The organism is Pseudomonas sp. DCA-1, from assembly GCF_046523955.1.
GTDB lineage: Bacteria > Pseudomonadota > Gammaproteobacteria > Pseudomonadales > Pseudomonadaceae > Aquipseudomonas > Aquipseudomonas putida_Y.
The window spans coordinates 3,629,783-3,654,665 of the sequence record NZ_CP169881.1 but is presented as its reverse complement, the minus strand read 5'-3'; the positions used below and the strand labels follow the sequence as shown (position 1 = coordinate 3,654,665).

The following is a 24,883-nucleotide window of genomic DNA, read 5'->3' as shown; positions in this document are numbered from 1 at the left end:
GCTAAGCTGAAGCTTGCTCTGCCGCTGCGGCAGTCGAGGAGGTCGAATGATCCGCTCCATGCTGTACGCCACCGACCTCGGTGTCTACGCCCCTTTCGTGATGCAACACGCGCTGGCCCTGGCGCGCACGTTCAGTGCCGAGTTGTATGTAATCCACGCGGTAGAGCCGATGGGCCAGTTCGCCGAATCCCTCCTGCAAAGTTACCTCGATGAGCAGACGCTCGACCAGTTGCACAGCCAGGGGGTGAATACCGTGATGGCGAACATAGAGCAGCGTGTGCTGGAAAACTTTCGTGACGAATTGGGCGAAGAAGCTGACCTGGCGGTGATCAAGGCCGTGCGGGTGCGGCAGGGTGACCCGGCACAGGTGATTCTCGACCAGGCCCAGCGGCTAAGTGTCGACCTGTTGATATTCGGTAGCCACAGTGCGGGTGCCGGGGTGGATGTACCGCTGGGGCGCACGGCGGTGCGGCTGCTGCAGCTGTCGCCGGTGCCCGTGTACATGGTGCCCTTGGCGCAGCATCTAGGGCGTAGGAAGGCATGAAGATAGGTGTAGGCCGTTTCCGTGGGCATGTAACAAAATAGTTCTAGATTTATTTCAGAAACCACTAATATAGTTATATATCGTCGCTGCCTGCTGCTGCGGACTCATCGCTGAACCGAGGGAAACCTATGAAGCTTCAACAACTGCGCTACATCTGGGAAGTGGCGCACCATGACCTCAACGTCTCCGCGACGGCGCAGAGCCTGTATACCTCCCAGCCAGGGATCAGCAAGCAGATCCGCCTGCTCGAAGACGAGTTGGGTGTTGAAGTCTTTGCCCGCAGCGGCAAGCATTTGACCCGCGTTACCCCGGCCGGTGAGCGCATCATCAATACCGCAGGCGAAATCCTGCGCAAGGTCGAGAGCATCAAGCAGATTGCCCAGGAATTCTCCAACGAGAAGAAGGGCACACTGTCCATCGCCACCACCCACACCCAGGCGCGCTATGCGTTGCCGCCGGTTATCAGCAGCTTCATCAAGCAGTATCCGGAAGTGTCCCTGCACATGCACCAGGGTTCGCCCATGCAGATTGCCGAGATGGCTGCGGACGGTACGGTCGACTTCGCCATCGCTACCGAGGCGCTGGAGCTGTTTGGCGACCTGATCATGATGCCGTGCTACAAGTGGAACCGTTGCGTCGTGGTGCCACAAGGCCACCCGCTGGCCAAGCTGCCGAAATTGACCCTGGAAGCAGTCGCCGAATACCCGATTGTCACCTACGTGTTCGGCTTCACCGGGCGCTCGAAGCTGGATGAGGCTTTCAATCACCGCGGCCTCACGCCAAAGGTAGTCTTCACCGCGGCTGACGCCGACGTGATCAAGACTTATGTACGCCTGGGGCTGGGCGTGGGTATCGTTGCCGGCATGGCTGTGGATGCCAAGCTCGACAGTGATTTGGTGGCGCTGGATGCCAGTGAGCTGTTCGAAGCCAGTATCACCAAGATCGGCTTCCGTCGCGGTACCTTCCTGCGTGGCTTCATGTGCGACTTCATCGAGAAGTTTGCCCCGCACCTGACCCGTGAAGTGATGGCCAAGGCCATTCAGTGCCATAACAAGCAAGAGCTGGAAGAATTGTTCGAAGGCGTCGAGCTGCCGGTGCACTGATTCGGGAATGATGGGGCCGCTTTGGGAGTAACTGCCTACCTCAATTTCTAAAAGCTGGCGCGATCTCTGTGGGAGCGGGCTTGCCCGCGAATACGGGCGAAGCCCCTGCCATCCACCGCGGTGTCTTCTTCGCGGGTAAACCCGCTCCTACAGACCGCCAGGACTAGCTCAAGCCTTGCTGATCAGGTTGCCCGCATGCAACCCGCATTCCTTCTGCGTCGACTCCTCCCACCACCAGCGGCCTTCACGCTCATGCTGGTTCGGCAGCACCGGGCGGGTGCACGGCTCGCAGCCAATGCTGATGAAACCGCGCTCGTGCAGGCTGTTGTACGGTAGCTCGAGCATGCGGATATAACCCCATACCTCTTCACTGCTCATCTGTGCCAGCGGGTTGAACTTGTACAGCGTGCGCTCAGGCGTGGAGAAGGCGCTGTCGATCTCCAGTGCCGCCACCTGGCTGCGGGTGCCCGGGCTTTGGTCGCGGCGCTGGCCGGTGGCCCAGGCGCTGACGGTGGCCAGCTTGCGTCGCAGTGGCTCGATCTTGCGAATGCCGCAGCACTCACCATGGCCGTCCTTGTAGAAGCTGAACAGGCCCTTTTCCTTGACGAAAGGGTCGAGCTTGGCGCGGTCTGGGCTTAGGATCTCGATCGGCAGGTTGTACTGTTCGCGTACCTGGTCGATGAACCGGTAGGTCTCCGGGTGCAGGCGCCCAGTGTCGAGGCTGAATACCTTTACCTGCTTGTTCAGCTTCCAGGCCATGTCGACCAGCACCACATCCTCGGCGCCGCTGAAGGAAATCCACAAGTCATCACCGAAGTGCTCGAAGGCAAGCTTGAGAATGTCCTGCGGGGACTTGTTGGCATAGGTCGCGGCGAGGGCGGCGACGTCGAAGGGTTGGCTCATCAGGCGGTTTCCATCTTGGCTGTGGCGCTGTGCGCTCGTAGTAGGGGGATGGTAACAAAAAAATGCGGTCTGGAAGGGCTCACAAGCCCTGCAGGGTCTGCATCAGCACCCGCACTTTGGCTATCGACTCTTCATACTCGGCCTGCCATTGCGAGTCGGCTACCACCGCGCCGCCGCCCCAGCAACTGACCTGGCCATCTTTGATCAGCAAGCTGCGAATGGCGATCGAACTGTCCATCTCGCCGCGTACATCCACATACAGCAGCGAGCCGCAGTACAGTGCGCGGCGCGATGGTTCCAGTTCGTCGATGATCTGCATGGCGCGAATTTTCGGTGCGCCGGTGATCGAGCCGCCCGGGAAGCTGTCACCGATCAGGTCCAGCGCATCCTTGTCGCTGGCCAGCTGACCGGTGATGCTGCTGACCAGATGGTGCACGTTGGGGTAACTCTCCAGGCTGAACAGTTCCGGCACCTTCACTGAGCCGATCTCACACGTGCGCCCCAGGTCGTTGCGCAGCAGGTCGACGATCATCAGGTTTTCCGAACGGTCCTTCGGGCTGTGCAGCAGCTCTTGGGCATTACGCTCGTCTTCAGCCGGGTCGCTGGCGCGTGGGCGGGTGCCTTTGATCGGCCGGGTTTCCACCTGGCCTTGGCTGACGCGGATGAAGCGCTCGGGCGAAAAGCTCAGCAGGGTACTGCCGTCGGCCAGTTGCTGGTAGCCGGAGAAGGGTGTCGGGCAGGCTTGGCGCAGGGCCTGGTAAGCCCGCCATGGATCGCCTTGGCAGGGCGCGCGAAAGCGTTGGGTGAGGTTGATCTGGTAGCAGTCACCGGCCTGAATGTAGCGTTGTACCTGGTCGAACGCTGTTTTGTACTGCTCGGGCTCCAGGTCGCCGACCATCGGTGCGAGCAGCCGAAAGTCGCCGGTGGTGGCGCTGGTATTCTGGAACAGGCTGATCAGGCGTTCGCGTTCGTCACCTGCCAGGCTCGGATGGAACACCAGCTGGCTGGTGCCAAGCAGATGATCACTGACCAGTGCCCAGGCATACAGCCCCAGTTGTGCGTCAGGCAGGCCGAGGTCGTCCACGGCCAGGCTTGGCAGGTGTTCCAGGCGGCGGCCGAAGTCGTAGCTCAGGTAGCCGATCAGGCCGCCGGCGAAGGGCAGTTCTACACCGTTGGGCAAGTTGGCGTGGCCCAGTTGTGCCAGGCCAGCGCGCAGGCGCTGGAGGAAGGCGCGGCCATCTTCATCGGGCTGCGCCTTCAGGTGTTGCAGCGGCCAAGCGCTTATCAGGTCGAAACGACCGCGCTCGGCGCCGGGGCGGGCGCTGTCGAGCAGGATCGCACCGGGTGCCTGGCGCAGGTGGGCGAAATAGGCGGCAGGGTCGGGCTGGTAGGGCAGGGGGTGTAGCGTGCAGGTCGGCATCAGTATGGACGGCGATGTAAAAGCGAGGAGGGCGATTGTAGACCTGTGCAGGAAAAGCGCCTAGCGCTGGGTACGACATTCAACATTGTGTTTGGCCCGTACGCAGCACAAGGTAGCGCCTGCAGGTCGAGCGAAGCGCTTGAACCCGGTGCAGTGCTTGCAGGCGCTACCTTGTGCTGCGATGGGCTGCAAAGCAGCCCTGTATTTCAGCGGTTAGGCACATGCCCGAATAGACCCTGTGCTACCCGCACCCGCTGTTCGGCGTCTTCGGTCACACCGTCCTTGGCCAGTGCTTCGATGTGCGCCTCGATGGCATGGGTGCGCTGAGTCAGGCCGCAATCGTTGGCGATCTGGATGTTCAGCCCCGGGCGGGCGTTGAGCTCCAGAATCAGCGGGCCCTTGTCCTGGTCAAGCACCATATCCACGCCGATATAGCCCAGGCCACACAGTTCATAGCAGCCAGCGGCCAGCTTCATGAAACCGTCCCAGTTCGGCAGTTGTACGCTGTCGACCGCGTTGGTGGTGTCCGGGTGCTTGCTGATGATGTTGTTCAGCCAGGTGCCGCGCAGGGTCACGCCGGTGGCCAGGTCGACACCCACGCCGATGGCGCCCTGGTGCAGGTTGGCCTTGCCGCCGGACTGGCGAGTCGGCAGGCGCAGCATGGCCATCACCGGGTAGCCCATCAGCACGATGATGCGGATGTCCGGCACGCCTTCGTAACTGATGCTCTTGAATATCTGGTCCGGGGTCACGCGGTACTCGATCAGCGCGCGGTCGCGGTGCCCGCCGAGGGAGTAAAGCCCGGTGAGGATGCTGGAAATCTGGTGCTCGATTTCCTCGTGGCTGATGATCTTGCCCGACACCGTGCGGTAGCGGTCCTCGAAGCGGTCGGCGATTACCAGAATGCCATCACCGCCGGCGCCTTGCGCCGGCTTGATGACGAAATCGCTGCGCCCGCCAATGATCTGGTCGAGCTTCTCGATCTCTTTTTCAGTCTCGATGATGCCGTACATTTCCGGCACATGGATGCCGGCTGCCAGTGCGCGCTCCTTGGTGATGATCTTGTCGTCGACGATCGGGTACAGGCTGCGCTTGTTGTACTTCAGCACGTAGTCCGCGTTACGTCGGTTGATCCCCATGATGCCCCGGGCCTCCAGGGCTTTCCACGTCTTGATCAGACCAAACATCAGGAGTCAGCCTTATTCAGGAAGGCTTTGAAGCGCACGAGCTCGGTCAGGCGGTAGCCGCGATAGCGGCCCATCGCCAGCATGAAGCCCACCAGGATCAGCAGCACCGCCGGGAAGGTGAACACGAAGTACACCAGTTCCGGCACCATCATCAGCAGGTGTGCCAGGGATGCTGCGAACAGGGTGCCGATGGCCACTTTCATGGCATGGCCGCCACCACGCTCTTCCCAGGTGATCGACAGGCGTTCGATGGTCATGGTCAGGATCACCATCGGGAACAGCGCTACCGACAGCCCGCGTTCAAGGCCCAGCTTGTGGCTGAACAGACTGATGGCAGCAATCAGCACCACGACAAAGGTCAATACCACCGACAGGCGTGGCAGCATCTGCAGCTTGAGGTGTTCCAGATACGAGCGCAGCGACAGGCCCAGGGCAGTGATCACTGTGAACAGCACAATACCGAAGCCCAGCTGGGTTTCGCGGAACGCCAGGGCGATCAGCACCGGGGTGAATGTGCCCAGTGTCTGGATGCCGATCAGGTTGCGCAGCACCAGAATCACCAGCACGCCGATCGGGATCATGACCATGATCATGAAGGTTTGCTGGGTTTGCAGCGGCAGGCCGTACAACGAGTATTCGAGGAAGTCGGCGTCGGTGTTCTCGTCGGTCAGCTTGGCCAGGCGGATGGCGTTCATCTCGCTGTTGTTCATGCTGAAGGTGACGTTGGCCTTCTTGCCGCCATCGACGGTAATGAGGTTGTCGTCACCGGTCCACCACAGCAGGCGGTCGCTCGGCAGGCCTTGCTCACCGGTGTCCGGGTTGAAGTACAGCCAGTCGTCGCCGTTGAAGCTGCGCAGCCACAGTTCCGGGGTTTGCGGCGTGTCGGCCAGCAGGCGGATGGTGTGTACTTTCTCCATCGGCACGTGGGCGATCGACAGCAGCAGGTCGATGACCTGGGCCTTCTTCATCGCCGAAGTGTCGCCGGCCAGCAGCAGCTTGACGTTGTCGTCGTTGAGGTTGTTGACCCGCTTGATGGTCTCGCTGACGAAGGTCTCGACGTCGGCCGAGTGCTGACGTATCGGCGCCATCAGGGCTTCGGCGGCAATCTTTTCGGGGCCTTCGACGGCCAGGCTGTCGCGGAAAGTCGGGCCTTTGACCTTGGTCTTCTCGCTGCTGTAGCGTTTGGTGAGTACCAGGCGGTAGTAGAGGGTCTGGTTGCCGCTGGCACGACGTGCTGACCAGGTAACCTTGCGGTTGCCGTCGGCACGGTTGATGCTCACCCCGTAGTTGTTGGAGATGAAGCTCTCGTTGAGGCTGACATAGTCGCGGTTCAGCGGTGGCACGAACATCTGCACCTTGACCGGGTCCTTGCTGTTGGCCACGAACTCGACCTTGGCGTCGATGTTCCACAGGTCGTCGGTTTCATCCTCGGTCACCGGGATGCCGAGCACGAAGATCTGATAAGCCGTGACCGCCACGCCCAACAGCACCAGCACGGTGATCAGGACTTTCAGATGGAGGGTAAGAGAGCGCATCGGGATTACTCTGCTTTGGGAGCGTCGGTGGCACAGGCAGGTTTGCCGGCCGCGTATTTAAGGCTTGGGTCAACCAGTGCGTCGAAGTGCTTGAGCGCCTCGGAACCGATCAGCAGCGGGAACTGGAAGGCGCTGCGGTCGGTGAGGTTGACTTCGATGGTGCGCCTGGCCTGGCCCATGCAGATTTCGAGTTCGATGACCGGGCGGGCCGTGTAGGCCTTGCCCGATTCGGCATCATAGTCGCCGGCTCGGCGCTTGATCTTGCTGACGCGTGCCAGCGGGCGTTCGATCGGGTGCGAATGGGCCGCATCGATGGCGAGGTAGAAGCGTACCCAGCTTTCGCCATTGCGCTTGAACCGCTTGATGTCGCGGGCACTGAGCGACGCGGTCTTGGCACCGGTGTCGAGCTTGGCGGCCACTTCCAGATCCAGGTCGCCCAAATGCGCGTATTCGTTGAGACCATACACGGTCTTGCCCGCAGCCTGGCCAAGGGCCGGCAGCAGGGTGAGGCACAGCAGCAATAAAACGGGTGTAAGTCTCATATTCCTGGCGCGGTGCATTGCAAGGTTCTAGGCAAGGTTCAGGTCAAGGTGACTGGCAATTACTGCGCAAGCTTCCTCGTTTATCTGTCAGCAAGCATGAATGCATGACAGACAGGCTATCCATACCCCATCGGAGGCGCGGCATTCTATCACGCCGACGTCTTGACGCCAGCGGTGCGCGATCTGACAGCGTTGACGTGGTGTTAGTTCGCGATTAGACGATTGTCGACAATTTTCATTTTGTCTTTGACTTACTGGTCTTGATTGGCTAGTTTTTGACGAAGAGTTTTAAAAGGTGTCGACAATATGCAGGACCTTTCCACCCCCGGCCCGGTGCTGACAGACGAAACGGAAACCCTCTCCGAAAACGTCTTCCGGCGCATCCAGGCGGCCATTGTCAAGGGTGAGATCGCCCCCGGCAGCAAGATCTCCGAGCCGGAACTGGCGCGCACGTATGGCATCAGCCGCGGGCCGCTTCGCGAGGCTATCCACCGCCTTGAAGGCCAGCGCCTGCTGGTGCGTGTGCCGCATGTGGGCGCGCGGGTGGTATCGCTCAACCACGCCGAGCTGATCGAGCTGTACGAAATCCGCGAGTCGCTCGAAGGCATGGCCTGCCGCCTGGCCGCCGAACGCATGAGCCAGGCCGACATCGACGAACTGCGCCGGGTGCTCGACACCCATGAGCGCGATGCCGCGTTCCAGGCCGGCCTGGGCTACTACCAGCAGGAAGGCGACTACGACTTCCATTACCGGATTATTCAGGGTAGCGGCAACCAGACCCTGGTCAAGATGCTCTGCGGCGAACTGTACCAACTGGTGCGCATGTACCGTATCCAGTTCTCCGCCACGCCCAACCGGCCACGCCAGGCCTTTGCCGAGCACCATCGCATTCTTGATGCCATCGCCGACCGTGACGGCGAACTGGCCGAACTCCTGATGCGTCGCCACATCGGCGCGTCCAAGCGCAATATCGAGCGTCACTACCTGGACGCCCACAACAACAGCACACGAGGTGAGAAATGACAGTCAAGAGCACCCCCGGTCAGCGTTTCCGTGACGCCGTTGCCGCTGAACATCCGCTGCAGGTGGTTGGCGCCATCAACGCCAACCATGCGTTGCTGGCCAAGCGTGCCGGCTTCAAGGCCATCTACCTGTCTGGTGGTGGCGTGGCCGCCGGCTCCCTGGGTTTGCCAGACCTGGGCATCACTGGCCTGGACGACGTGCTCACCGACGTGCGTCGTATCACCGACGTGTGCGACCTGCCGCTGCTGGTGGATGTCGACACCGGCTTCGGTGCTTCGGCCTTCAACGTTGCCCGTACCGTGCGCTCGATGAGCAAGTTCGGCGCTGCCGCCATCCATATCGAGGACCAGGTTGGCGCCAAACGTTGTGGCCACCGTCCCAACAAGGAAATTGTCAGCCAGCAGGAAATGGTCGACCGTATCAAAGCTGCCGTCGATGCCCGCAGCGATGACAGCTTCGTGATCATGGCGCGTACCGACGCGCTGGCCGTCGAAGGCCTGAACGCCGCCCTGGACCGTGCCGAGGCGTGCGTCGAGGCTGGTGCCGACATGATCTTCCCGGAAGCCATCACCGAACTGCAGATGTACAAGACTTTCGCTGATCGGGTGAAGGCACCGATCCTGGCCAACATCACCGAGTTCGGTGCCACGCCGCTATACACAACCGAAGAGCTGGCCTCGGTCGACGTGTCGTTGGTGCTGTATCCGCTGTCGGCGTTCCGTGCCATGAACAAGGCGGCCGAGAACGTGTACACCGCGCTGCGCCGTGACGGCACACAGAAGAATGTGATCGACACCATGCAGACCCGCATGGAGCTCTACGATGCCATTGGTTATCACGCCTTCGAGCAGAGCCTCGATGCACTGTTTGCCCAGAAGAAGGGCTAAGCGCCAGCGCCCGAATTAGCCAGAAAGCATCCATAACAAATTCAAGAAAGGAGAAACACCATGGCCGAAGCAAAAGTACTCAGTGGCGCAGGCCTGCGTGGCCAGGTGGCCGGCCAGACTGCACTGTCGACCGTGGGCCAGGCCGGTGCCGGGCTGACTTACCGTGGTTATGATGTGCGCGACCTGGCCGCCGGTGCCGAGTTCGAAGAAGTCGCCTACCTGCTGTTGTACGGCGAGCTGCCAACCCAGGCCGAGCTGGCCGACTACAAGCACAAGCTCAAGGGCCTGCGTGACCTGCCGCAAGCCTTGAAGGAAGTGCTTGAGCGCATCCCGCGCGATGCCCACCCGATGGACGTCATGCGTACCGGTTGCTCGGTAATGGGCACCCTTGAGCCAGAGCTGACCTTCGAAGCCCAGCGCGACAAGACTGATCGCCTGCTGGCGCTGTTCCCGGCCGTGATGTGCTACTGGTACCGCTTTACCCACCATGGCGTGCGCATCGACTGCACCAGTGATGAAGACACCCTGGGTGGTCATTTCCTGCACCTGCTGCACGGCAAGAAGCCGAGCGAGCTGCACGTCAAGGTCATGAACGTGTCGTTGATTCTCTACGCTGAACACGAATTCAACGCCTCGACCTTCACTGCCCGTGTCTGTGCCTCGACCCTGTCTGACTTGTACTCCTGCGTTACCGCAGCCATCGGCTCGCTGCGTGGACCGCTGCACGGCGGTGCCAACGAGGCAGCGATGGAACTGATCGAACGCTTCCAGAGCCCGCAGGAAGCCACCGCCGAGCTGCTGCGCATGCTCGAGCGCAAAGACAAGATCATGGGCTTTGGCCATGCCATCTACAAAGAGTCCGACCCGCGCAACGAGGTGATCAAGGGCTGGTCGAAACAGCTGGCTGACGAAGTGGGTGACAAAGTGCTGTACCCGGTTTCCGAAGCCATCGACAAGACCATGTGGGAGCAGAAGCGCCTGTTCCCCAACGCCGACTTCTATCATGCCTCGGCGTACCACTTCATGGGCATTCCGACCAAGCTGTTCACCCCGATCTTCGTTTGCTCGCGGCTGACCGGCTGGGCGGCGCACGTCTTCGAGCAGCGCGCCAACAACCGCATCATCCGCCCGAGCGCCGAGTATGTCGGCGTCGAGCAGCGCCAGTTCGTGCCGATCGAGCAGCGCTGAATAGCTACAGAGAGGCAGCCCGTTTCCCATGTGGGAGCGAGCGTGCCCGCGAATGCGCCCGACCGGGCAACCCTATTGCACCTGCTGACGCATTCGCGTGCACGCCTGCTCCCACAGGTACGGTGAAACCTTCCGATTCCTGTGACCGAGCCTGATTCCATGATGAACACTGCATACCGCAAGCACCTGCCAGGCACTGACCTGGACTACTTCGATGCCCGTGCGGCGGTCGAGGCGATCAAGCCCGGCGCCTACGACGGCTTGCCATACACGTCACGCGTGCTCGCCGAGAACCTGGTGCGCCGCTGCGACCCCGCTACGCTCGATGCCTCGCTGAGCCAGCTGATCGAGCGCAAGCGCGATCTCGACTTCCCGTGGTTCCCGGCCCGCGTGGTGTGCCATGACATCCTTGGTCAGACTGCGTTGGTCGACCTTGCCGGCCTGCGTGACGCCATTGCCGACAAAGGCGGCGACCCGGCCCAGGTCAACCCGGTGGTGCCGGTGCAACTGATCGTCGACCACTCGCTGGCCGTCGAGTGCGGTGGTTACGACCCGCAGGCCTTCGAGAAGAACCGCGCCATCGAAGACCGCCGCAACGAAGACCGCTTCCACTTCATCAACTGGACCAAGAAGGCGTTCAAGAACGTCGACGTGATCCAGCCGGGCAACGGCATCATGCACCAGATCAACCTGGAGAAGATGTCACCGGTGGTCCACAGTGACCACGGCGTCGCCTACCCGGACACCTGCGTCGGCACCGACAGCCACACGCCGCATGTCGATGCACTGGGTGTGATCGCCATTGGCGTAGGCGGCCTGGAAGCCGAAAACGTGATGCTCGGCCGCGCCTCCTGGATGCGTTTGCCGGAAATCGTCGGCGTCGAGCTGACTGGCAAACTGGCCCCGAACATCACCGCCACTGACCTGGTCTTGGCCCTGACCGAGTTCCTGCGCAAGCAGAAAGTGGTCGGTGCTTACCTGGAGTTCCATGGTGAGGGTGCACGTGCCCTGACCTTGGGCGACCGCGCCACCATTTCCAACATGGCCCCGGAATACGGCGCCACTGCGGCGATGTTCGCCATCGACCAGCAGACCATCGACTACCTGCGCCTGACCGGCCGTGAAGAGCAGCAGGTCAAACTGGTGGAAACCTACGCCAAAGCCACCGGTCTGTGGGCCGACAGCCTGGGCGCTGCCGTCTATGAGCGCACCCTCAGCTTCGACCTGTCGAGCGTGGTGCGCAACATGGCCGGCCCGTCCAACCCGCACGCCCGTGTCGCCACCAGCGACCTGGCCGCCAAGGGCATTGCCGGCAACTGGGAAGAATTGCCGGGGCAAATGCCTGATGGTGCGGTGATCATCGCCGCCATCACCAGCTGCACCAACACCAGCAACCCGCGCAACGTGATTGCTGCAGGCCTGATTGCACGAAATGCCAACAGGCTGGGCCTGGCCCGCAAGCCGTGGGTCAAGTCGTCGCTGGCGCCAGGCTCCAAGGCCGTGCAACTGTATCTGGAAGAAGCCGGCCTGGAAAAAGAGCTGGAGCAACTCGGTTTCGGCATCGTCGCCTTCGCCTGCACCACCTGCAACGGCATGTCCGGTGCCCTGGACCCGGTGATTCAGCAAGAAATCATCGACCGCGACCTGTATGCCACCGCCGTGCTGTCTGGTAACCGCAACTTCGACGGGCGTATCCACCCGTATGCCAAGCAGGCCTTCCTCGCCTCGCCACCACTGGTGGTCGCCTATGCCATTGCCGGCACCATTCGCTTCGACATCGAGAAGGATGTGCTGGGCGTGGTCGATGGCAAGGAAATCCGCCTGAAGGATATCTGGCCCAGTGATGAAGAGATCGATGCCGTGGTGCGTGCAGCGGTCAAGCCGGAGCAGTTCCGCAAGGTGTACATCCCGATGTTCGCCATCGAGGAAGACCGTGGGCCGAAGGTGGCGCCGCTGTACGAGTGGCGCCCGATGAGCACCTACATTCGTCGCCCGCCATACTGGGAAGGCGCCCTGGCCGGCGAACGCACGTTGCGTGGCATGCGCCCGCTGGCGGTGCTGCCGGACAACATCACCACCGACCACCTGTCGCCGTCCAACGCCATCATGCTCGACAGTGCCGCCGGTGAATACCTGGCGAAAATGGGCCTGCCGGAAGAGGACTTCAACTCCTACGCCACTCACCGGGGTGACCACCTGACCGCCCAGCGTGCCACCTTCGCCAACCCCAAACTGTTCAACGAAATGGTGCGCAACGACGATGGCAGCGTGAAGCAGGGCTCGCTGGCGCGTATCGAGCCGGAAGGCAAGGTTACCCGCATGTGGGAGGCGATCGAGACTTACATGCAGCGCAAGCAGCCGCTGATCATCGTTGCGGGTGCCGACTATGGCCAGGGTTCGTCGCGCGACTGGGCGGCCAAGGGCGTGCGCCTGGCGGGTGTCGAGGCAATTGTCGCCGAAGGCTTCGAGCGCATTCACCGCACCAACCTGGTAGGCATGGGCGTGCTGCCGCTGGAGTTCAAACCGGGCACCGACCGTAAGACCCTGGGTCTGGATGGCAGCGAGACCTATGACGTGCTGGGTGCGCGCACGCCACGGGCGACCCTGACCCTGGTGGTTACCCGCGCCAATGGCGAGCGGCTGGAGGTGCCGGTGACCTGCCGTCTGGACACCGCCGAGGAAGTGTCGATCTACGAAGCGGGCGGGGTGCTGCAGCGCTTTGCCCAGGACTTCCTCGAAGCGACCGCCTAACCAAGAGCAGCGCGGTCCTGTGTAGGCGCGGTCAAACCCGCGCCTACAGAGGCTGTGCAAGACAGGAATTGAACATGGCACATGTACCGCAAGTGAAAATCCCCGCCACCTACATCCGCGGCGGCACCAGCAAAGGCGTGTTCTTCCGCCTGCAGGACCTGCCCGAGCAGGCGCAAATTCCAGGTCCTGCCCGCGATGCGCTGCTGTTGCGGGTAATCGGTAGCCCCGACCCTTACGGCAAGCAGATCGACGGCATGGGCGGCGCCACGTCGAGCACCAGCAAGACCGTGATCCTGTCGCAAAGCATCAAGCCCGAACACGATGTCGACTACCTGTTCGGCCAGGTCAGCATCGACAAGGCCTTCGTCGATTGGAGTGGCAACTGCGGCAACCTGTCCGCTGCGGTCGGTTCGTTTGCCATCAGCAGTGGCCTGGTCGACCCGGCGCGTATTCCACGCAACGGTATCGCCACGGTGCGTATCTGGCAGGCGAATATCGGCAAGACCATCATCGCCCACGTCCCGATCACTGAAGGTGAAGTGCAGGAAACCGGTGACTTCGAGCTGGACGGGGTCACCTTCCCGGCGGCCGAGGTGCAGCTGGAGTTTCTCGACCCTGCAGCCGATGAAGACGGCGGTGGCGGTGCCATGTTCCCCACCGGCAAGCTGGTCGATGACCTGGAAGTCCCGGGGGTCGGCACGTTCAAGGCTACCTTGATCAATGCCGGTATCCCGACCATTTTTGTCAATGCTGCCGATATCGGTTACACCGGTAGCGAACTACAGGACGCCATCAACGGCGACCCGCAGGCGTTGCTTCGTTTCGAGACCATCCGCGCCTATGGCGCCGTGCGCATGGGGCTTATCGACAACGTCGACCAGGCTGCCGGGCGTCAGCACACGCCGAAAGTGGCGTTCGTCGCACCGCCGAGCACCTACACTGCGTCCAGTGGCAAGGCGGTGCAGGCCGGTGATATCGACCTGCTGGTGCGGGCCTTGTCGATGGGCAAGCTGCACCATGCCATGATGGGTACGGCTGCGGTGGCAATTGGCACCGCGGCGGCCATTCCGGGCACGCTGGTCAACCTCGCCGCTGGCGGGGGCGAGCGCAGCGCTGTGCGTTTCGGTCATCCTTCGGGCACCCTGCGGGTCGGGGCCGAGGCGCGCCAGGTGAATGGTGAGTGGACGGTAACCAAGGCAATCATGAGCCGCAGTGCTCGCGTGCTGATGGAGGGCTGGGTTCGCGTGCCTGGCGACAGCTTCTAACGCACCACTGGCGCTCGGCTTTAGTTCGTTGGGGCCGCCAAGCGGCCCTTCGCGGGCTTGCCCGTTCCCACAGGGTAACCACAGGTTCTGAATGCCGTGGTCAACCTGTGGGAGCGGGCAAGCCCGCGAAGGGCTGCACAGCAGCCCCGGCAATTTGAAGGGAGCTGGATATGAGCGCCAACGTAGACCTCAACGACCGCCCGGATTACGACCGGGTGCTACAAACCCTGGCCGATTACGCCCTCGGCTACCGGGTCGAATCCCGCGAGGCCCTGGACACCGCGCGCAACTGCCTGATGGACACCCTCGGTTGTGGCCTTCTCGCCTTGCGCTTCCCTGAGTGCACCAAGCTCCTTGGTCCTCAGGTGGAAGGCACGCTGGTCCCGAATGGTGCTCGCGTCCCCGGCACCTCTTATTGCCTCGATCCGGTCAAGGCCGCCTGGGACATTGGCTGCACGGTGCGCTGGCTGGACTACAACGATACCTGGCTGGCCGCCGAATGGGCTCATCCCTCGGACAACCTCGGCGGTATCCTGGCAGTGGCTGACCACCTGTCACAGAAACGTCTTGCTGCGGGTGAAAAGCCGCTGCCGATGCGTGACGTGCTTGAGGCCATGGTCATGGCGCATGAAATCCAGGGCGTGCTGGCGCTGGAAAACGCCTTCAATCGCGTCGGCCTCGATCATGTGATTCTGGTGAAGGTCGCCTCGACCGCCGTGTGCGCCAGGCTGATGGGGGCTAATCGTGAGCAGATGCTCTCGGCCTTGTCCCATGCCTTCGTCGACGGCCAGGCCCTTCGTACCTATCGCCACGCGCCCAACGCCGGTTCGCGCAAGTCCTGGGCCGCCGGTGACGCCTCCAGCCGAGGTGTGCGTCTGGCTGACATCGCCTTGCGTGGGGAAATGGGCGTGCCGGGCGTGCTCACGGCTTCGCAGTGGGGGTTCTACGATGTTTCGTTCAGCCATACCAACAAAGACCTGGCGCTCAAGCCCGCCGGGCAGTACGAGTTGCGTCTGCCCCAGGCGTTGGGCAGCTATGTGATGGAAAACGTGCTGTTCAAGGTCAGTTTCCCTGCCGAGTTCCATGCCCAGACCGCCTGTGAGGCAGCAGTCACCCTGCACCCACTTGTGCGTAACCGTCTGCATGAAGTCGACCGCATCGTCATCACCACCCAGGAATCAGCGATCCGCATCATTTCCAAGAGCGGCCCGCTGGCCAATGCCGCCGACCGTGACCACTGTCTGCAGTACATGGTGGCCGTGCCGCTGATCTTTGGCCATCTGGTGGCCGAGCATTATGAGGACGCCTTCCATGCCAATCACCCCAGTATCGACCGCCTGCGCGAGAAGATGGAGGTGGTGGAAGACCCGCGCTTCAGTCGTGAGTACCTGGAGCCGGACAAGCGCTCGATCGCCAACGCACTTCAGGTGTTCTTCAAGGATGGCAGCAGCACCGAACAAGTGGTGGTGGAATACCCGATCGGGCATCGCCGGCGGCGCGCGGAGGGTATACCGTTGCTGGAGGCCAAGTTCAGGGCCAACCTGGCGACCCGCTTTGCGCGGCAGCGGTGTCAGCAGATTTTCGAACTGTGCAAGGACCAGCAGAAACTGGAAGGCATGGCGGTGCACAGGTTCGTGGATTTGTTTGTGATATGAGGTGGCCTGTGCCGGCCGCTTCGCGGCTAAAGCCGCTCCTACAAGGGCGTGCGCAGGTCTGGAACACCGTGGGAGCCCTGTGGGAGCGGCTTTAGCCGCGAAATGGCCGGCGCAGGCCCTAACAACAAAGCCCCGGCATCGCTGCCGGGGCTTTGCTTACAACCTGTAACTCAGCTTACGCCTGGACCACCGGGATCTTGGCGTTGGCTGCCGCTTCGCGGAACTCGGCGATCTGGTCGAAGCTCAGGTAGCGGTAAACGTCGGCAGCCATGCTGTCGATGTCTTTCGCATACTGCATGTACTCTTCGACGGTCGGCAGTTTGCCGATGATCGAAGCGACAGCGGCCAGTTCGGCCGATGCCAGGTACACGTTGGTAGCGTCGCCCAGACGGTTCGGGAAGTTACGGGTCGAGGTGGAGACCACGGTCGAACCGGTCTGCACTCGTGCCTGGTTACCCATGCACAGCGAGCAGCCTGGCATTTCCATGCGAGCCCCGGCCTTGCCGTAGATGCCGTAGTAGCCTTCTTCGGTCAGCTGGTGAGCGTCCATCTTGGTTGGCGGAGCCAGCCACAGGCGGGTCGGAATGCCACCCTTGACCTTCTCCAGCAGCTTGCCGGCCGCGCGGAAGTGACCGATGTTGGTCATGCACGAACCGATGAACACTTCGTCGATCTTCTCGCCTTGTACCGAGGACAGCAGGCGGGCATCGTCCGGGTCGTTCGGCGCGCAGAGCACAGGCTCTTTGACGTCGGCCAGGTCGATTTCGATGATTTCGGCGTATTCGGCATCGGCGTCGGCCGACAGTAGCTCAGGCTTGGCCAGCCAGGCTTCCATGGCCTGGGCGCGGCGCTCCAGGGTGCGGGCATCGCCGTAGCCTTCGCCGATCATCCAGCGCAGCAGGGTGATGTTGGACTGCAGGTACTCGGCGATAGCCTTTTCCGGCAGCTTGATGGTGCAACCGGCAGCGGAACGCTCGGCCGAGGCGTCGGACAGCTCGAAGGCTTGCTCGACGGTCAGTTCGTCCAGGCCTTCGATTTCCAGGATGCGGCCGGAGAAGGCGTTTTTCTTGCCTTTCTTCTCGACGGTCAGCAGGCCCTGCTGGATGGCGTAGTAAGGGATGGCATGAACCAGGTCACGCAGGGTGATGCCTGGCTGCAGTTTGCCCTTGAAGCGCACCAGGATCGATTCTGGCATGTCCAGCGGCATGACGCCGGTGGCGGCAGCGAAGGCCACCAGGCCGGAACCGGCCGGGAACGAGATGCCGATCGGGAAGCGGGTGTGCGAGTCGCCACCGGTACCTACGGTGTCAGGCATCAGCATGCGGTTCAGCCAGCTGTGGATGATGCCGTCGCCCGGGCGCAGCGACACGCCGCCACGGGTGCGGATGAAGTCTGGCAGGGTGTGGTGGGTGGTGACGTCGATCGGCTTCGGATAGGCCGCGGTGTGGCAGAACGACTGCATGACCAAGTCAGCAGAGAAGCCCAGGCATGCCAGGTCTTTCAGCTCGTCGCGCGTCATCGGGCCAGTGGTGTCCTGGGAGCCGACGGTGGTCATTTTTGGCTCGCAGTAGGCGCCTGGGCGTACGCCCTGGCCTTCTGGCAGGCCACAGGCACGGCCGACCATTTTCTGCGCCAGGGTGAAGCCCTTGCCGGAATCGGCAGGCTGCTCTGGTTTCTTGAACAGGTCGGAAGCACCCAGGCCCAGCTCGGCGCGGGCTTTTTCGGTCAGGCCACGGCCGACGATCAGCGGGATACGGCCGCCAGCGCGGACTTCATCCAGCAGCACTTCGGTTTTCAGCGCGAAGGTGGTGACCAGCTCGTCGCTGTCGTGACGGCGTACTTCACCTTTGTATGGGTAAACGTCGATGACGTCGCCCATGCCCAGGTTGGTGCAGTCGAATTCGATCGGCAGGGCGCCGGCGTCTTCCATGGTGTTGTAGAAGATCGGGGCGATCTTGGTGCCGAAGCAGAAGCCACCGGCGCGCTTGTTCGGCACGTACGGGATGTCGTCGCCGAAGAACCACAGTACCGAGTTGGTAGCGGATTTACGCGAGGAGCCAGTACCGACCACGTCGCCAACATAGGCAACCGGGAAGCCCTTGGCCTTGACGGCTTCGATCTGGGCCAGCGGGCCGACCGAACCAGGCTGCTGCGGTTCGATGCCGTCGCGGGCCATTTTCAGCATGGCCAGGGCGTGCAGCGGAATGTCAGGGCGCGACCAGGCGTCCGGGGCAGGCGACAGGTCGTCGGTGTTGGTTTCGCCAGGCACCTTGAACACGGTCAGGGTGTACTTGTCGGCGATGGCCGGACGCGAGGTGAACCACTCGCCGGCAGCCCAGGATTCCAGGACGGCCTTGGCGTGAGCGTTGCCGGCCTTGGCTTTTTCGGCCACGTCGTGGAAGGCATCGAACATCAGCAGGGTGTGCTTGAGCTGTTCGGCCGCGACGGCGCCCAGTTCGGCGTCATCCAGCAGTGCGACCAGCGTTTCGATGTTGTAGCCGCCCTGCATGGTGCCCAGCAGTTCGGTGGCGTGCTTGCGGTCGATCAGTGGGGACTTGGCTTCGCCCTTGGCGACGGCGGAGAGGAAAGCGGCCTTGACGTAGGCAGCTTCGTCGACCCCTGGCGGTACGCGGTTGGTGATCAGGTCTACGAGGAAGGCTTCTTCGCCGGCCGGCGGGTTTTTCAGCAGCTCGACCAGGCCTGCAGTTTGTTCGGCGTTAAGCGGCTGGGGAACGATACCCAGGGCGGCGCGCTCTTCGATGTGTTTGCGGTAGGCTTCAAGCACAGTTATTTCCCTCATCAGTGGTCCCTAAAGGGGGTCCGGGACGCTTATCCAGCATTCAATGCACCCATGCGCTGCCGCGGCTTTGTGGGCCGCCCAGCCAGGGTCGCAAAGAATCCTTACAGAAGCTGCTTTCAAAGTTTTACGCCTGCAGAACGGGGGCTGATGAGGGCTGGCGCGGGCATGCGAGGGATGCATGGCCCGGGCCAACGCCGTTCTACCGGATCAACTGTGCTCGTGACGCTTTGAAAACAGCTTCCAACGGACATTGTTGCCTTTGAAAAGGCCGGGTGATTCTACGGTAAAAAAAGCCCGAAGGTAAGGCGGTGTACGCGACTTTAACGAGTGACCCTGGTTAGACAAAGGGCTAACATGGGCCTGTGTTCCATCGCCAAGCTGTTGTTTTTCATGTCCAACAAGTCCATCAAGACCCCTTGCGTCGGCCTGTGCTCCACGGTGTACGGAGACACGGTGTGCCGTGGCTGCAAGCGTTTTCACCACGAAGTGATCAACTGGAACGGCTACGACGATACGCAAAAGCGCGCCGTGTGGTTGCGCCTTGAACAGCTGCTGGTGCAGGTGATGATGGCCAAGCTTGAGGTGTTCGACAAAGGCCTGCTGCGCCAGCAACTGGAGCAGCGCTCCATCCGCTTTGTCGAGCAGCAGTCGGAATATTGCTGGGCTTACCAGCTGATTGCCCGCGGGGCGCGGATGATCCGCGACCTGGAGGCCTATGGGATGGCCTTGATGCCTGAATTCCGCGACTGGGATCTGCCGCAGTTGCGCGACGCCATCGACCGCGAATTCTTCCTGTTGTCCGAGGCGCATTACCAGCGCTACATAGCCCCTGCCTTCCTGCGTGCCGAACTGAGGTAAGCCTTCTTTCTGCTCCATGCTTTGAAAAGGCGCCATTGTGCGTTTTTATCGAGCGTATGGAGTACCGATGATGGCGGATCTGTATTTTGAACGGCTGCTGAGTTTTACCGCGACATGCCGCTGGCAACTGCTGGATGCACCGTTGCGTGCTGCCCAGTTTCACGATGATGAAATCACCCGGCCGTTCTGGGTCGAATTCGATGATTGGAACGGTGACGATGGTTGGCTGATGACCAGCCTGGACTACGGCGAAGAAATGTTGCAATCCTTCCTGATTGACTCGTTGTGGGCGGGCGAGGGTCGTCAGCGTGCGTTTTGTGACAGTTTCTGGTTTGGTGTCTATCGAGTTGCAACAGGCTTCGTTTACGAGATCCGCCCTGCATATGAGGGCAATAACGTGAACCGCTGGCCTTCACTGGAATACTGGCTCGACGTCAGTCGCAACGGGTACCTGGGCTTTTACCCGGCGGGTTCGGATGCCGGTGTGCTCAAGGACGACCCGGCCAGTCTGGCGTTGCGCGACCCCTTCGGGACATCCGTGGTGCTATCCGTCGACCCGCCTATCGATCTGGATGCGGTCCTGTACAAGCTGACCGCCGCGCGACGAACGCCACTGTGGCACATCCCTGGCCTGAATCCGCAGCGGTTGCAAGAAGGGCAATTGTTCTTGAACATGAAGCTTTATAGCCCGGACGGTCGGCAAGTGAGGCGAAGTGTCGAGCGGGTTGCATACCTTAACAACCGTCGAGGCGAGCGTGGCCAGTTCAGCCTGCAGGTGTTGAACCCTTGCGTGCCTCCTCACCCTCGCCCACTCTTTGCCAATCCTTGACCCATGCTCGGTTAGCGCAGCGCCAATCAATCGCCGCTGTATTCGCAGCCGCTGGTGCAGGTTTCATGAATACGCACCTTCGACAGCTCCGGCATCAGCGGCTTGACCTGGTCCCAGATCCACTTGGCGATCACTTCGCTGGTGGGGTTTTCCAGGCCGGGGATGTCGTTCAGGTAGTTGTGGTCCAGCTGATCATAGATCGGCTTGAAGATCGCCTTGACCTCGGCGAAGTCGCGGATCCAGCCCGTGTGCGGATCGAGCGGGCCGGTCAGGTGCAGGCCGACCTTGAATGAGTGGCCATGCAAGCGGCCGCATTTGTGCCCTTCAGGGACGTGGGGCAGGCGGTGGGCCGATTCGAATGTGAATTCCTTGAAAATTTCCACGCTGTCATAACTCTGTGTGAATCAATAATGCGCGCAGTCTACCAGCATGGCCGCTACAAGGCTTGCAGGCGTTCATGCAGCCGCCCGGTGGCGGTCAGTTCCAGAAGTTCATCACCCAGGCGCTGGCTTTCGGCGATGGCCTTGTACCAATAGCGCTTGCGCCCTGGCGCATCGCCCATGAAGCGCTTGAAATCGTTGCGGTCGGGCAGTTTGCCGTAGGGCAGAGCGGCCAGGTATTGCGGCGAAGGCGTCATCAGCAGCACGTTTTGCAGGCGGGTGGCATCGCCCTTGCGCCAGGGCAGGGCCTTGTCGAACCAGCCAGGGACCACCTTGTCGGTGAAGTGTGGGTACAGCACCAGGTCGTCACCGCGGTAGGGCAGGTCGAGGTGGTAGTCGAGCAGGCCGCCGTCGCGGTAGGTGCCGGCGCCGGCACCGGGGATGTCTTTCACGCCCTGCATGACCATCGGTATCGACCCGGAAGCGAGCAGGGCATGGCGCAGGTTGGTCAAGTCCAGCGGCAGGTAGCGTGAGGGGAAGTCGGTCAGGGTGTCGAGCGGAGGGGCGGCGCGCCCATCGTGCAGAATGATGCGCTCGAAATGGCGGGCCAGGCGCGAACGGCCCAGGAGGTTACTGGCAACCACCGAGCCCAGGCCCAGCCCCAGGCGGCCGCGATGGTCGTGAGCGAGCTGGCCATGGCTTTTCACCACCAGAATGTTCAGGCGGTAGTGCGGGTTGGCCAGCAGTTGGCCGTCGCGGCCTTCCAGCAGGTCATCGAGCATGCGTTGGCAGCTGCGGCTGATTTCGGCGGGAGTGACGCCCTTGGCAAAATCCTGCTCGGTGTACAGCTCGCCCAGGCGGCGGATGCCGGCGACCGGGTCGTCGAGGCAGGCGCTGGCGAAGCGCCAGGCACCGATCGATGCGCCGATCAGGGCACGCTGACGGGGTGCCGAGGGTAGCCACTCGCCGAACAGCGCCAGGTCAAGGCCCTGGATGCCCAGCGGCTTCGGCCCACCCGCCGCGCCCGGCAATACCCCGACATCGGCCGCCTGCAGGCCGCGCTCGCGGATGTGTCGCAAGGCACGCCGGCCGGCCTTGAAGGTGAGGGCGGGGTATTTGATGTGGATGGCGCTCATGGCGGGTCTCTTGGGCATAGGAGCAGCCTTGTGCTGCGAGGGTCCGTTACAGATAACATAACTGCATGTGCCTGTATTGGCCCTTTCGAAGCACAAGGCCGCTCGTTGAAGGTTGCCGAGCCTGGCTAGCGCCGTAACTGCGCTATCATGCCGCCAGCTGTTTTCAGGTTGAATTAAGGACCGGTGGTTAATCTTAACCCCGTAGACAACTTGTACAGTTCTCAGGAGAGAAGAACGATGAAAACCTTGACTGCCCTGATCACCGCCGCTGCCCTCGCCCTGGGCGCCAATGTCGCCTTCGCCAAGGACGTTCAGCCTGACGAAGTGGTGAAACTGGTCAACGCCAAGACCATCAAGTCGCTGGACGAGCTCAAGGCCGCTGCCGTGGCCAAGCACCCAGGCGCCACCGTCACTGACTCGGAACTTGAAGACGAGTACGGCCGCTACATCTACAAGGTCGAGCTGCGTGATACGCAGAACTTCGAATGGGACGTCGACATGGATGCCAAGACCGGTGAGGTGCTCAAGGACGAACGAGACAGCTGATGATCCATGTATCCCGGACGGCACGTTACCTGGCGCTCTCGCTGCTTGCCGTCTGCTCCCTGGCTGTTGCCCGCGACCTGGACCAGGATGAAGCCCTGAAGCTCCGTCAGAAGGGCATCATCCTGCCGCTCGAGCAACTGCTCGAGACCGCCCTGGGGCGTCACCCCGGGGCGCGTCTGCTGGAAGCCGAGCTGGAAGAGGACGATGATCGCTACGAATATGAAGTCGAGTTGCTGACGACTGAAGGTGTGGTGCGCGAGATCAAGCTCGATGCCAGCACCGGCGCCCTGCTCAAAGACGAGGAAGATGACTGAATGCGCCTGTTGCTTGTCGAGGACAACGTACCGTTGGCCGATGAACTGACCGCCGGCCTGCAGCGCCAGGGGTATGCCGTGGACTGGCTGGCTGATGGCCGTGACGCGGTTTACCAGGGGCAAAGCGAGCCTTACGACCTGATCATCCTGGACCTCGGCCTGCCTGGCTTGCCCGGCCTGGACGTGCTGGCCCAGTGGCGTGCCGCCGGCCTGGCCACACCGGTATTGATCCTCACCGCCCGCGGCTCCTGGGCCGAGCGCATCGAAGGGCTGAAGGCCGGGGCTGACGATTACCTGAGCAAGCCGTTCCATCCCGAAGAGCTGCAGTTGCGCATCCAGGCCTTGTTGCGCCGCGCCCGTGGCCTGGCCAATCAGCCGAAGCTGGAAGCGGCCGGCCTGCACCTTGACGAAAGCCGTCAGTGCGTGAGTCGCGAGGGTGTGGATGTGCAACTGACCGCGGCCGAGTTCCGCCTGCTGCGCTACTTCATGCTGCACCCGCAGCAGATCCTGTCCAAAAGCCATCTGGCCGAGCACCTCTACGACGGTGAAACCGAGCGCGACTCGAACGTGCTGGAGGTCCACGTCAACCATTTGCGCCGCAAGCTGGGTCGCAGTGTTATCGAAACCCGACGCGGGCAAGGCTACATCTATGCCGGGAGCGGTGAGTGAAGTCGATCCAGGCGCGCCTGAGCCTGGGCCTGGTGGCGGTGCTGGTGGTGGTCGGCGTGGTGCTGGCGCAACTGACCTTGTGGCTGTTCGAAGCCGGCCTGCAACGTTATCTGGAAAACGGCCTGCGCAAGGAAAGCGAGAACCTTCTGGTGGCATTGGTGCGTGGGCCTTCGGGCCTGCAGCTGGATGAGCGGCGCATCTCGGCTGCCTATCAGCGGCCGTTTTCCGGTTATTACTTCCGCATTGACCTTGACCAGGGTACCTGGAGGTCTCGTTCGCTGTGGGACCTGGACATGCCCAAGCCCGCAGCGCCCGGGCTTTCCGATAGCCATGAACTGGGCCCGGAAGGCCAGCAACTGCTGACCCTGCGTGCCGACTACCGGCGCCTGGGCCAGGACATTTCGATCAGTGTGGCTCAAGACTATTCACCGGTGCGCGAAGGTTTCCGGCGCTTGCAGCAAATCGGCCTGGGCATGGGGCTGGTGGCGCTGATCCTGATTCTGGTGCTGCAGCGCATCACGGTCACCCGCTCGCTGCGGCCGCTGGAACGGGCACGCCGGCAGATTGCCCAGTTGCAGCAGGGGCAGCGCTCGCAGCTGGATGCCGAGGTGCCCAGCGAGTTGGTACCGCTGGTGGGGCAGATCAACCACTTGCTTAGCCATACCGAAGACAGCCTGCGTCGCTCACGCAACGCCCTTGGTAACCTCGGCCATGCGCTGAAGACGCCGCTGGCGGTGCTGCTGAGCCTGGCTTCCAGTGAGCGCCTGCAGGGGCTGCCCGAGGTACGCGCGCAAATGCGCGAGCAGTTGCAGCAGATTCAGGAGCGTCTGGCGCGCGAGCTGAACCGTGCACGCCTGGCAGGGGATGCGCTGCCGGGCGCGCAGTTCGATTGTGATGCCGAACTGCCGGGGTTGCTCGGGACCTTGGGCATGATTCATGGCGAGGGCCTGCTGTTGGCAAGTGATGTGCCGCCCGGGCTGTTGTTGCCATGGGACCGCGAGGACGTGCTGGAACTGTTGGGCAATCTGCTGGACAACGCCTGCAAGTGGGCTGACAGCGAGGTGCGTCTGGGCATCGCGTCGAACGCCGAGGGCTACCAGCTGTGGGTCGATGACGATGGCCCGGGTATTCCGCAAGGGCAGCGGCAGCAGGTGCTGGAGCGTGGTTCGCGGCTGGACGAGCAGGTGGACGGGCATGGGCTTGGGTTGGGCATCGTGCGCGACATCGTTGATGCCTGGGAAGGGCACCTGGCCTTGCTGGAAAGCCCGTTGGGCGGCCTGCGAGTGAGCATCGACCTGCCGCGCAAGGCCCGATAATGCCGGGGCCGCTGCGCGCCACGAGGGTGTCA

The 24,883-nt window shown here is 62.2% G+C and carries 22 protein-coding genes; 14 read left to right on the top strand and 8 right to left on the bottom strand.

The features are described from left to right. Nucleotides 1–46 precede the first annotated feature (46 nt). Entirely contained in the window at nucleotides 47–544 is a 498-nt protein-coding gene (locus ACE4QZ_RS17215) for a universal stress protein (protein ID WP_021782885.1), read from the top strand. A gap of 128 nt (nucleotides 545–672) precedes the next feature. Beyond that, nucleotides 673–1,647 (top strand): HTH-type transcriptional regulator CysB, encoded by a 975-nt coding sequence (cysB, locus tag ACE4QZ_RS17210; RefSeq protein WP_010953293.1) that lies wholly within the window; start codon nucleotides 673–675, stop codon nucleotides 1,645–1,647. Nucleotides 1,648–1,815: 168 nt separating this feature from the next. On the opposite strand, the gene ACE4QZ_RS17205 is transcribed toward cysB, so the two are convergent. The 5 genes from ACE4QZ_RS17205 to ACE4QZ_RS17185 all read right to left on the bottom strand — a co-directional run bounded on the left by ACE4QZ_RS17205 (nucleotide 1,816) and on the right by ACE4QZ_RS17185 (nucleotide 7,234). Then, nucleotides 1,816–2,550, bottom strand: coding sequence for a phosphoadenylyl-sulfate reductase (locus tag ACE4QZ_RS17205; RefSeq protein WP_003250299.1), 735 nt, complete (start codon nucleotides 2,548–2,550; stop codon nucleotides 1,816–1,818). A 79-nt stretch (nucleotides 2,551–2,629) separates the two neighbouring features. Beyond that, nucleotides 2,630–3,970 carry an aminodeoxychorismate synthase component I gene (pabB, locus tag ACE4QZ_RS17200; RefSeq protein WP_021782884.1) on the bottom strand — a complete coding sequence of 447 codons (1,341 nt, stop codon included), beginning with the start codon at nucleotides 3,968–3,970 and terminating at the stop codon, nucleotides 2,630–2,632. A 206-nt stretch (nucleotides 3,971–4,176) separates the two neighbouring features. Next, nucleotides 4,177–5,157, bottom strand: a complete 981-nt coding sequence (locus tag ACE4QZ_RS17195; protein ID WP_021782883.1) for an alpha-L-glutamate ligase-like protein — start codon at nucleotides 5,155–5,157, stop codon at nucleotides 4,177–4,179. Continuing rightward, entirely contained in the window at nucleotides 5,157–6,692 is a 1,536-nt protein-coding gene (locus ACE4QZ_RS17190) for an inactive transglutaminase family protein (protein WP_021782882.1), read from the bottom strand. The genes ACE4QZ_RS17195 and ACE4QZ_RS17190 overlap by 1 nt, the downstream gene beginning before the upstream one ends. A 5-nt stretch (nucleotides 6,693–6,697) precedes the next feature. Further along, entirely contained in the window at nucleotides 6,698–7,234 is a 537-nt protein-coding gene (locus tag ACE4QZ_RS17185) for an ATP-dependent zinc protease (protein ID WP_021782881.1), read from the bottom strand. 306 nt (nucleotides 7,235–7,540) lie between these two features. Between ACE4QZ_RS17185 and ACE4QZ_RS17180 the strand changes: the two genes are divergently transcribed. The 6 genes from ACE4QZ_RS17180 to prpD all read left to right on the top strand — a co-directional run bounded on the left by ACE4QZ_RS17180 (nucleotide 7,541) and on the right by prpD (nucleotide 16,003). Continuing rightward, nucleotides 7,541–8,257 carry a GntR family transcriptional regulator gene (locus tag ACE4QZ_RS17180; protein WP_021782880.1) on the top strand — a complete coding sequence of 239 codons (717 nt, stop codon included), beginning with the start codon at nucleotides 7,541–7,543 and terminating at the stop codon, nucleotides 8,255–8,257. Beyond that, on the top strand, nucleotides 8,254–9,144 hold the full coding sequence (prpB, locus tag ACE4QZ_RS17175) for a methylisocitrate lyase (RefSeq protein ID WP_012053054.1): 891 nt from the start codon (nucleotides 8,254–8,256) through the stop codon (nucleotides 9,142–9,144). Before ACE4QZ_RS17180 ends, prpB begins: the two co-directional genes overlap by 4 nt. Before the next feature lie 60 nt (nucleotides 9,145–9,204). After that, nucleotides 9,205–10,332, top strand: coding sequence for a 2-methylcitrate synthase (prpC, locus tag ACE4QZ_RS17170; protein WP_021782879.1), 1,128 nt, complete (start codon nucleotides 9,205–9,207; stop codon nucleotides 10,330–10,332). Nucleotides 10,333–10,494: 162 nt separating this feature from the next. Further along, nucleotides 10,495–13,083, top strand: coding sequence for a Fe/S-dependent 2-methylisocitrate dehydratase AcnD (gene acnD / locus ACE4QZ_RS17165; protein ID WP_021782878.1), 2,589 nt, complete (start codon nucleotides 10,495–10,497; stop codon nucleotides 13,081–13,083). Between the two features lie 74 nt (nucleotides 13,084–13,157). Continuing rightward, entirely contained in the window at nucleotides 13,158–14,348 is a 1,191-nt protein-coding gene (prpF, locus tag ACE4QZ_RS17160) for a 2-methylaconitate cis-trans isomerase PrpF (protein ID WP_021782877.1), read from the top strand. A 170-nt stretch (nucleotides 14,349–14,518) separates the two neighbouring features. Continuing rightward, entirely contained in the window at nucleotides 14,519–16,003 is a 1,485-nt protein-coding gene (gene prpD, locus ACE4QZ_RS17155; protein WP_021782876.1) for a 2-methylcitrate dehydratase, read from the top strand. 175 nt (nucleotides 16,004–16,178) lie between these two features. On the opposite strand, the gene acnB is transcribed toward prpD, so the two are convergent. After that, complete coding sequence (gene acnB / locus ACE4QZ_RS17150) at nucleotides 16,179–18,788, bottom strand: bifunctional aconitate hydratase 2/2-methylisocitrate dehydratase (protein ID WP_021782875.1); 2,610 nt, start codon at nucleotides 18,786–18,788, stop codon at nucleotides 16,179–16,181. A 405-nt stretch (nucleotides 18,789–19,193) separates the two neighbouring features. On the opposite strand from acnB, the gene ACE4QZ_RS17145 reads away from it, so the two are divergent. Then, on the top strand, nucleotides 19,194–19,661 hold the full coding sequence (locus ACE4QZ_RS17145) for a DUF1289 domain-containing protein (protein ID WP_162149592.1): 468 nt from the start codon (nucleotides 19,194–19,196) through the stop codon (nucleotides 19,659–19,661). Between the two features lie 70 nt (nucleotides 19,662–19,731). After that, nucleotides 19,732–20,490 (top strand): hypothetical protein, encoded by a 759-nt coding sequence (locus ACE4QZ_RS17140; RefSeq protein ID WP_230849517.1) that lies wholly within the window; start codon nucleotides 19,732–19,734, stop codon nucleotides 20,488–20,490. A gap of 26 nt (nucleotides 20,491–20,516) precedes the next feature. On the opposite strand, the gene queD is transcribed toward ACE4QZ_RS17140, so the two are convergent. Together queD and ACE4QZ_RS17130 are read right to left on the bottom strand one after the other, a co-directional pair. Then, complete coding sequence (gene queD, locus ACE4QZ_RS17135) at nucleotides 20,517–20,873, bottom strand: 6-carboxytetrahydropterin synthase QueD (protein ID WP_012053047.1); 357 nt, start codon at nucleotides 20,871–20,873, stop codon at nucleotides 20,517–20,519. Nucleotides 20,874–20,926: 53 nt separating this feature from the next. Continuing rightward, nucleotides 20,927–22,006, bottom strand: coding sequence for a patatin-like phospholipase family protein (locus ACE4QZ_RS17130; RefSeq protein ID WP_021782872.1), 1,080 nt, complete (start codon nucleotides 22,004–22,006; stop codon nucleotides 20,927–20,929). A gap of 237 nt (nucleotides 22,007–22,243) precedes the next feature. On the opposite strand from ACE4QZ_RS17130, the gene ACE4QZ_RS17125 reads away from it, so the two are divergent. The 4 genes from ACE4QZ_RS17125 to ACE4QZ_RS17110 are packed head-to-tail and all read left to right on the top strand — an operon-like array spanning nucleotide 22,244 to nucleotide 24,851. Next, on the top strand, nucleotides 22,244–22,552 hold the full coding sequence (locus ACE4QZ_RS17125; protein WP_021782871.1) for a PepSY domain-containing protein: 309 nt from the start codon (nucleotides 22,244–22,246) through the stop codon (nucleotides 22,550–22,552). After that, nucleotides 22,552–22,866, top strand: coding sequence for a PepSY domain-containing protein (locus tag ACE4QZ_RS17120; RefSeq protein ID WP_003250344.1), 315 nt, complete (start codon nucleotides 22,552–22,554; stop codon nucleotides 22,864–22,866). The genes ACE4QZ_RS17125 and ACE4QZ_RS17120 overlap by 1 nt, the downstream gene beginning before the upstream one ends. After that, nucleotides 22,867–23,535 (top strand): response regulator transcription factor, encoded by a 669-nt coding sequence (locus ACE4QZ_RS17115; protein WP_003250345.1) that lies wholly within the window; start codon nucleotides 22,867–22,869, stop codon nucleotides 23,533–23,535. It abuts the gene before it with no gap. Then, nucleotides 23,532–24,851, top strand: a complete 1,320-nt coding sequence (locus tag ACE4QZ_RS17110; protein ID WP_021782870.1) for a sensor histidine kinase — start codon at nucleotides 23,532–23,534, stop codon at nucleotides 24,849–24,851. Before ACE4QZ_RS17115 ends, ACE4QZ_RS17110 begins: the two co-directional genes overlap by 4 nt. The last annotated feature ends 32 nt before the right edge of the window (nucleotides 24,852–24,883 follow it).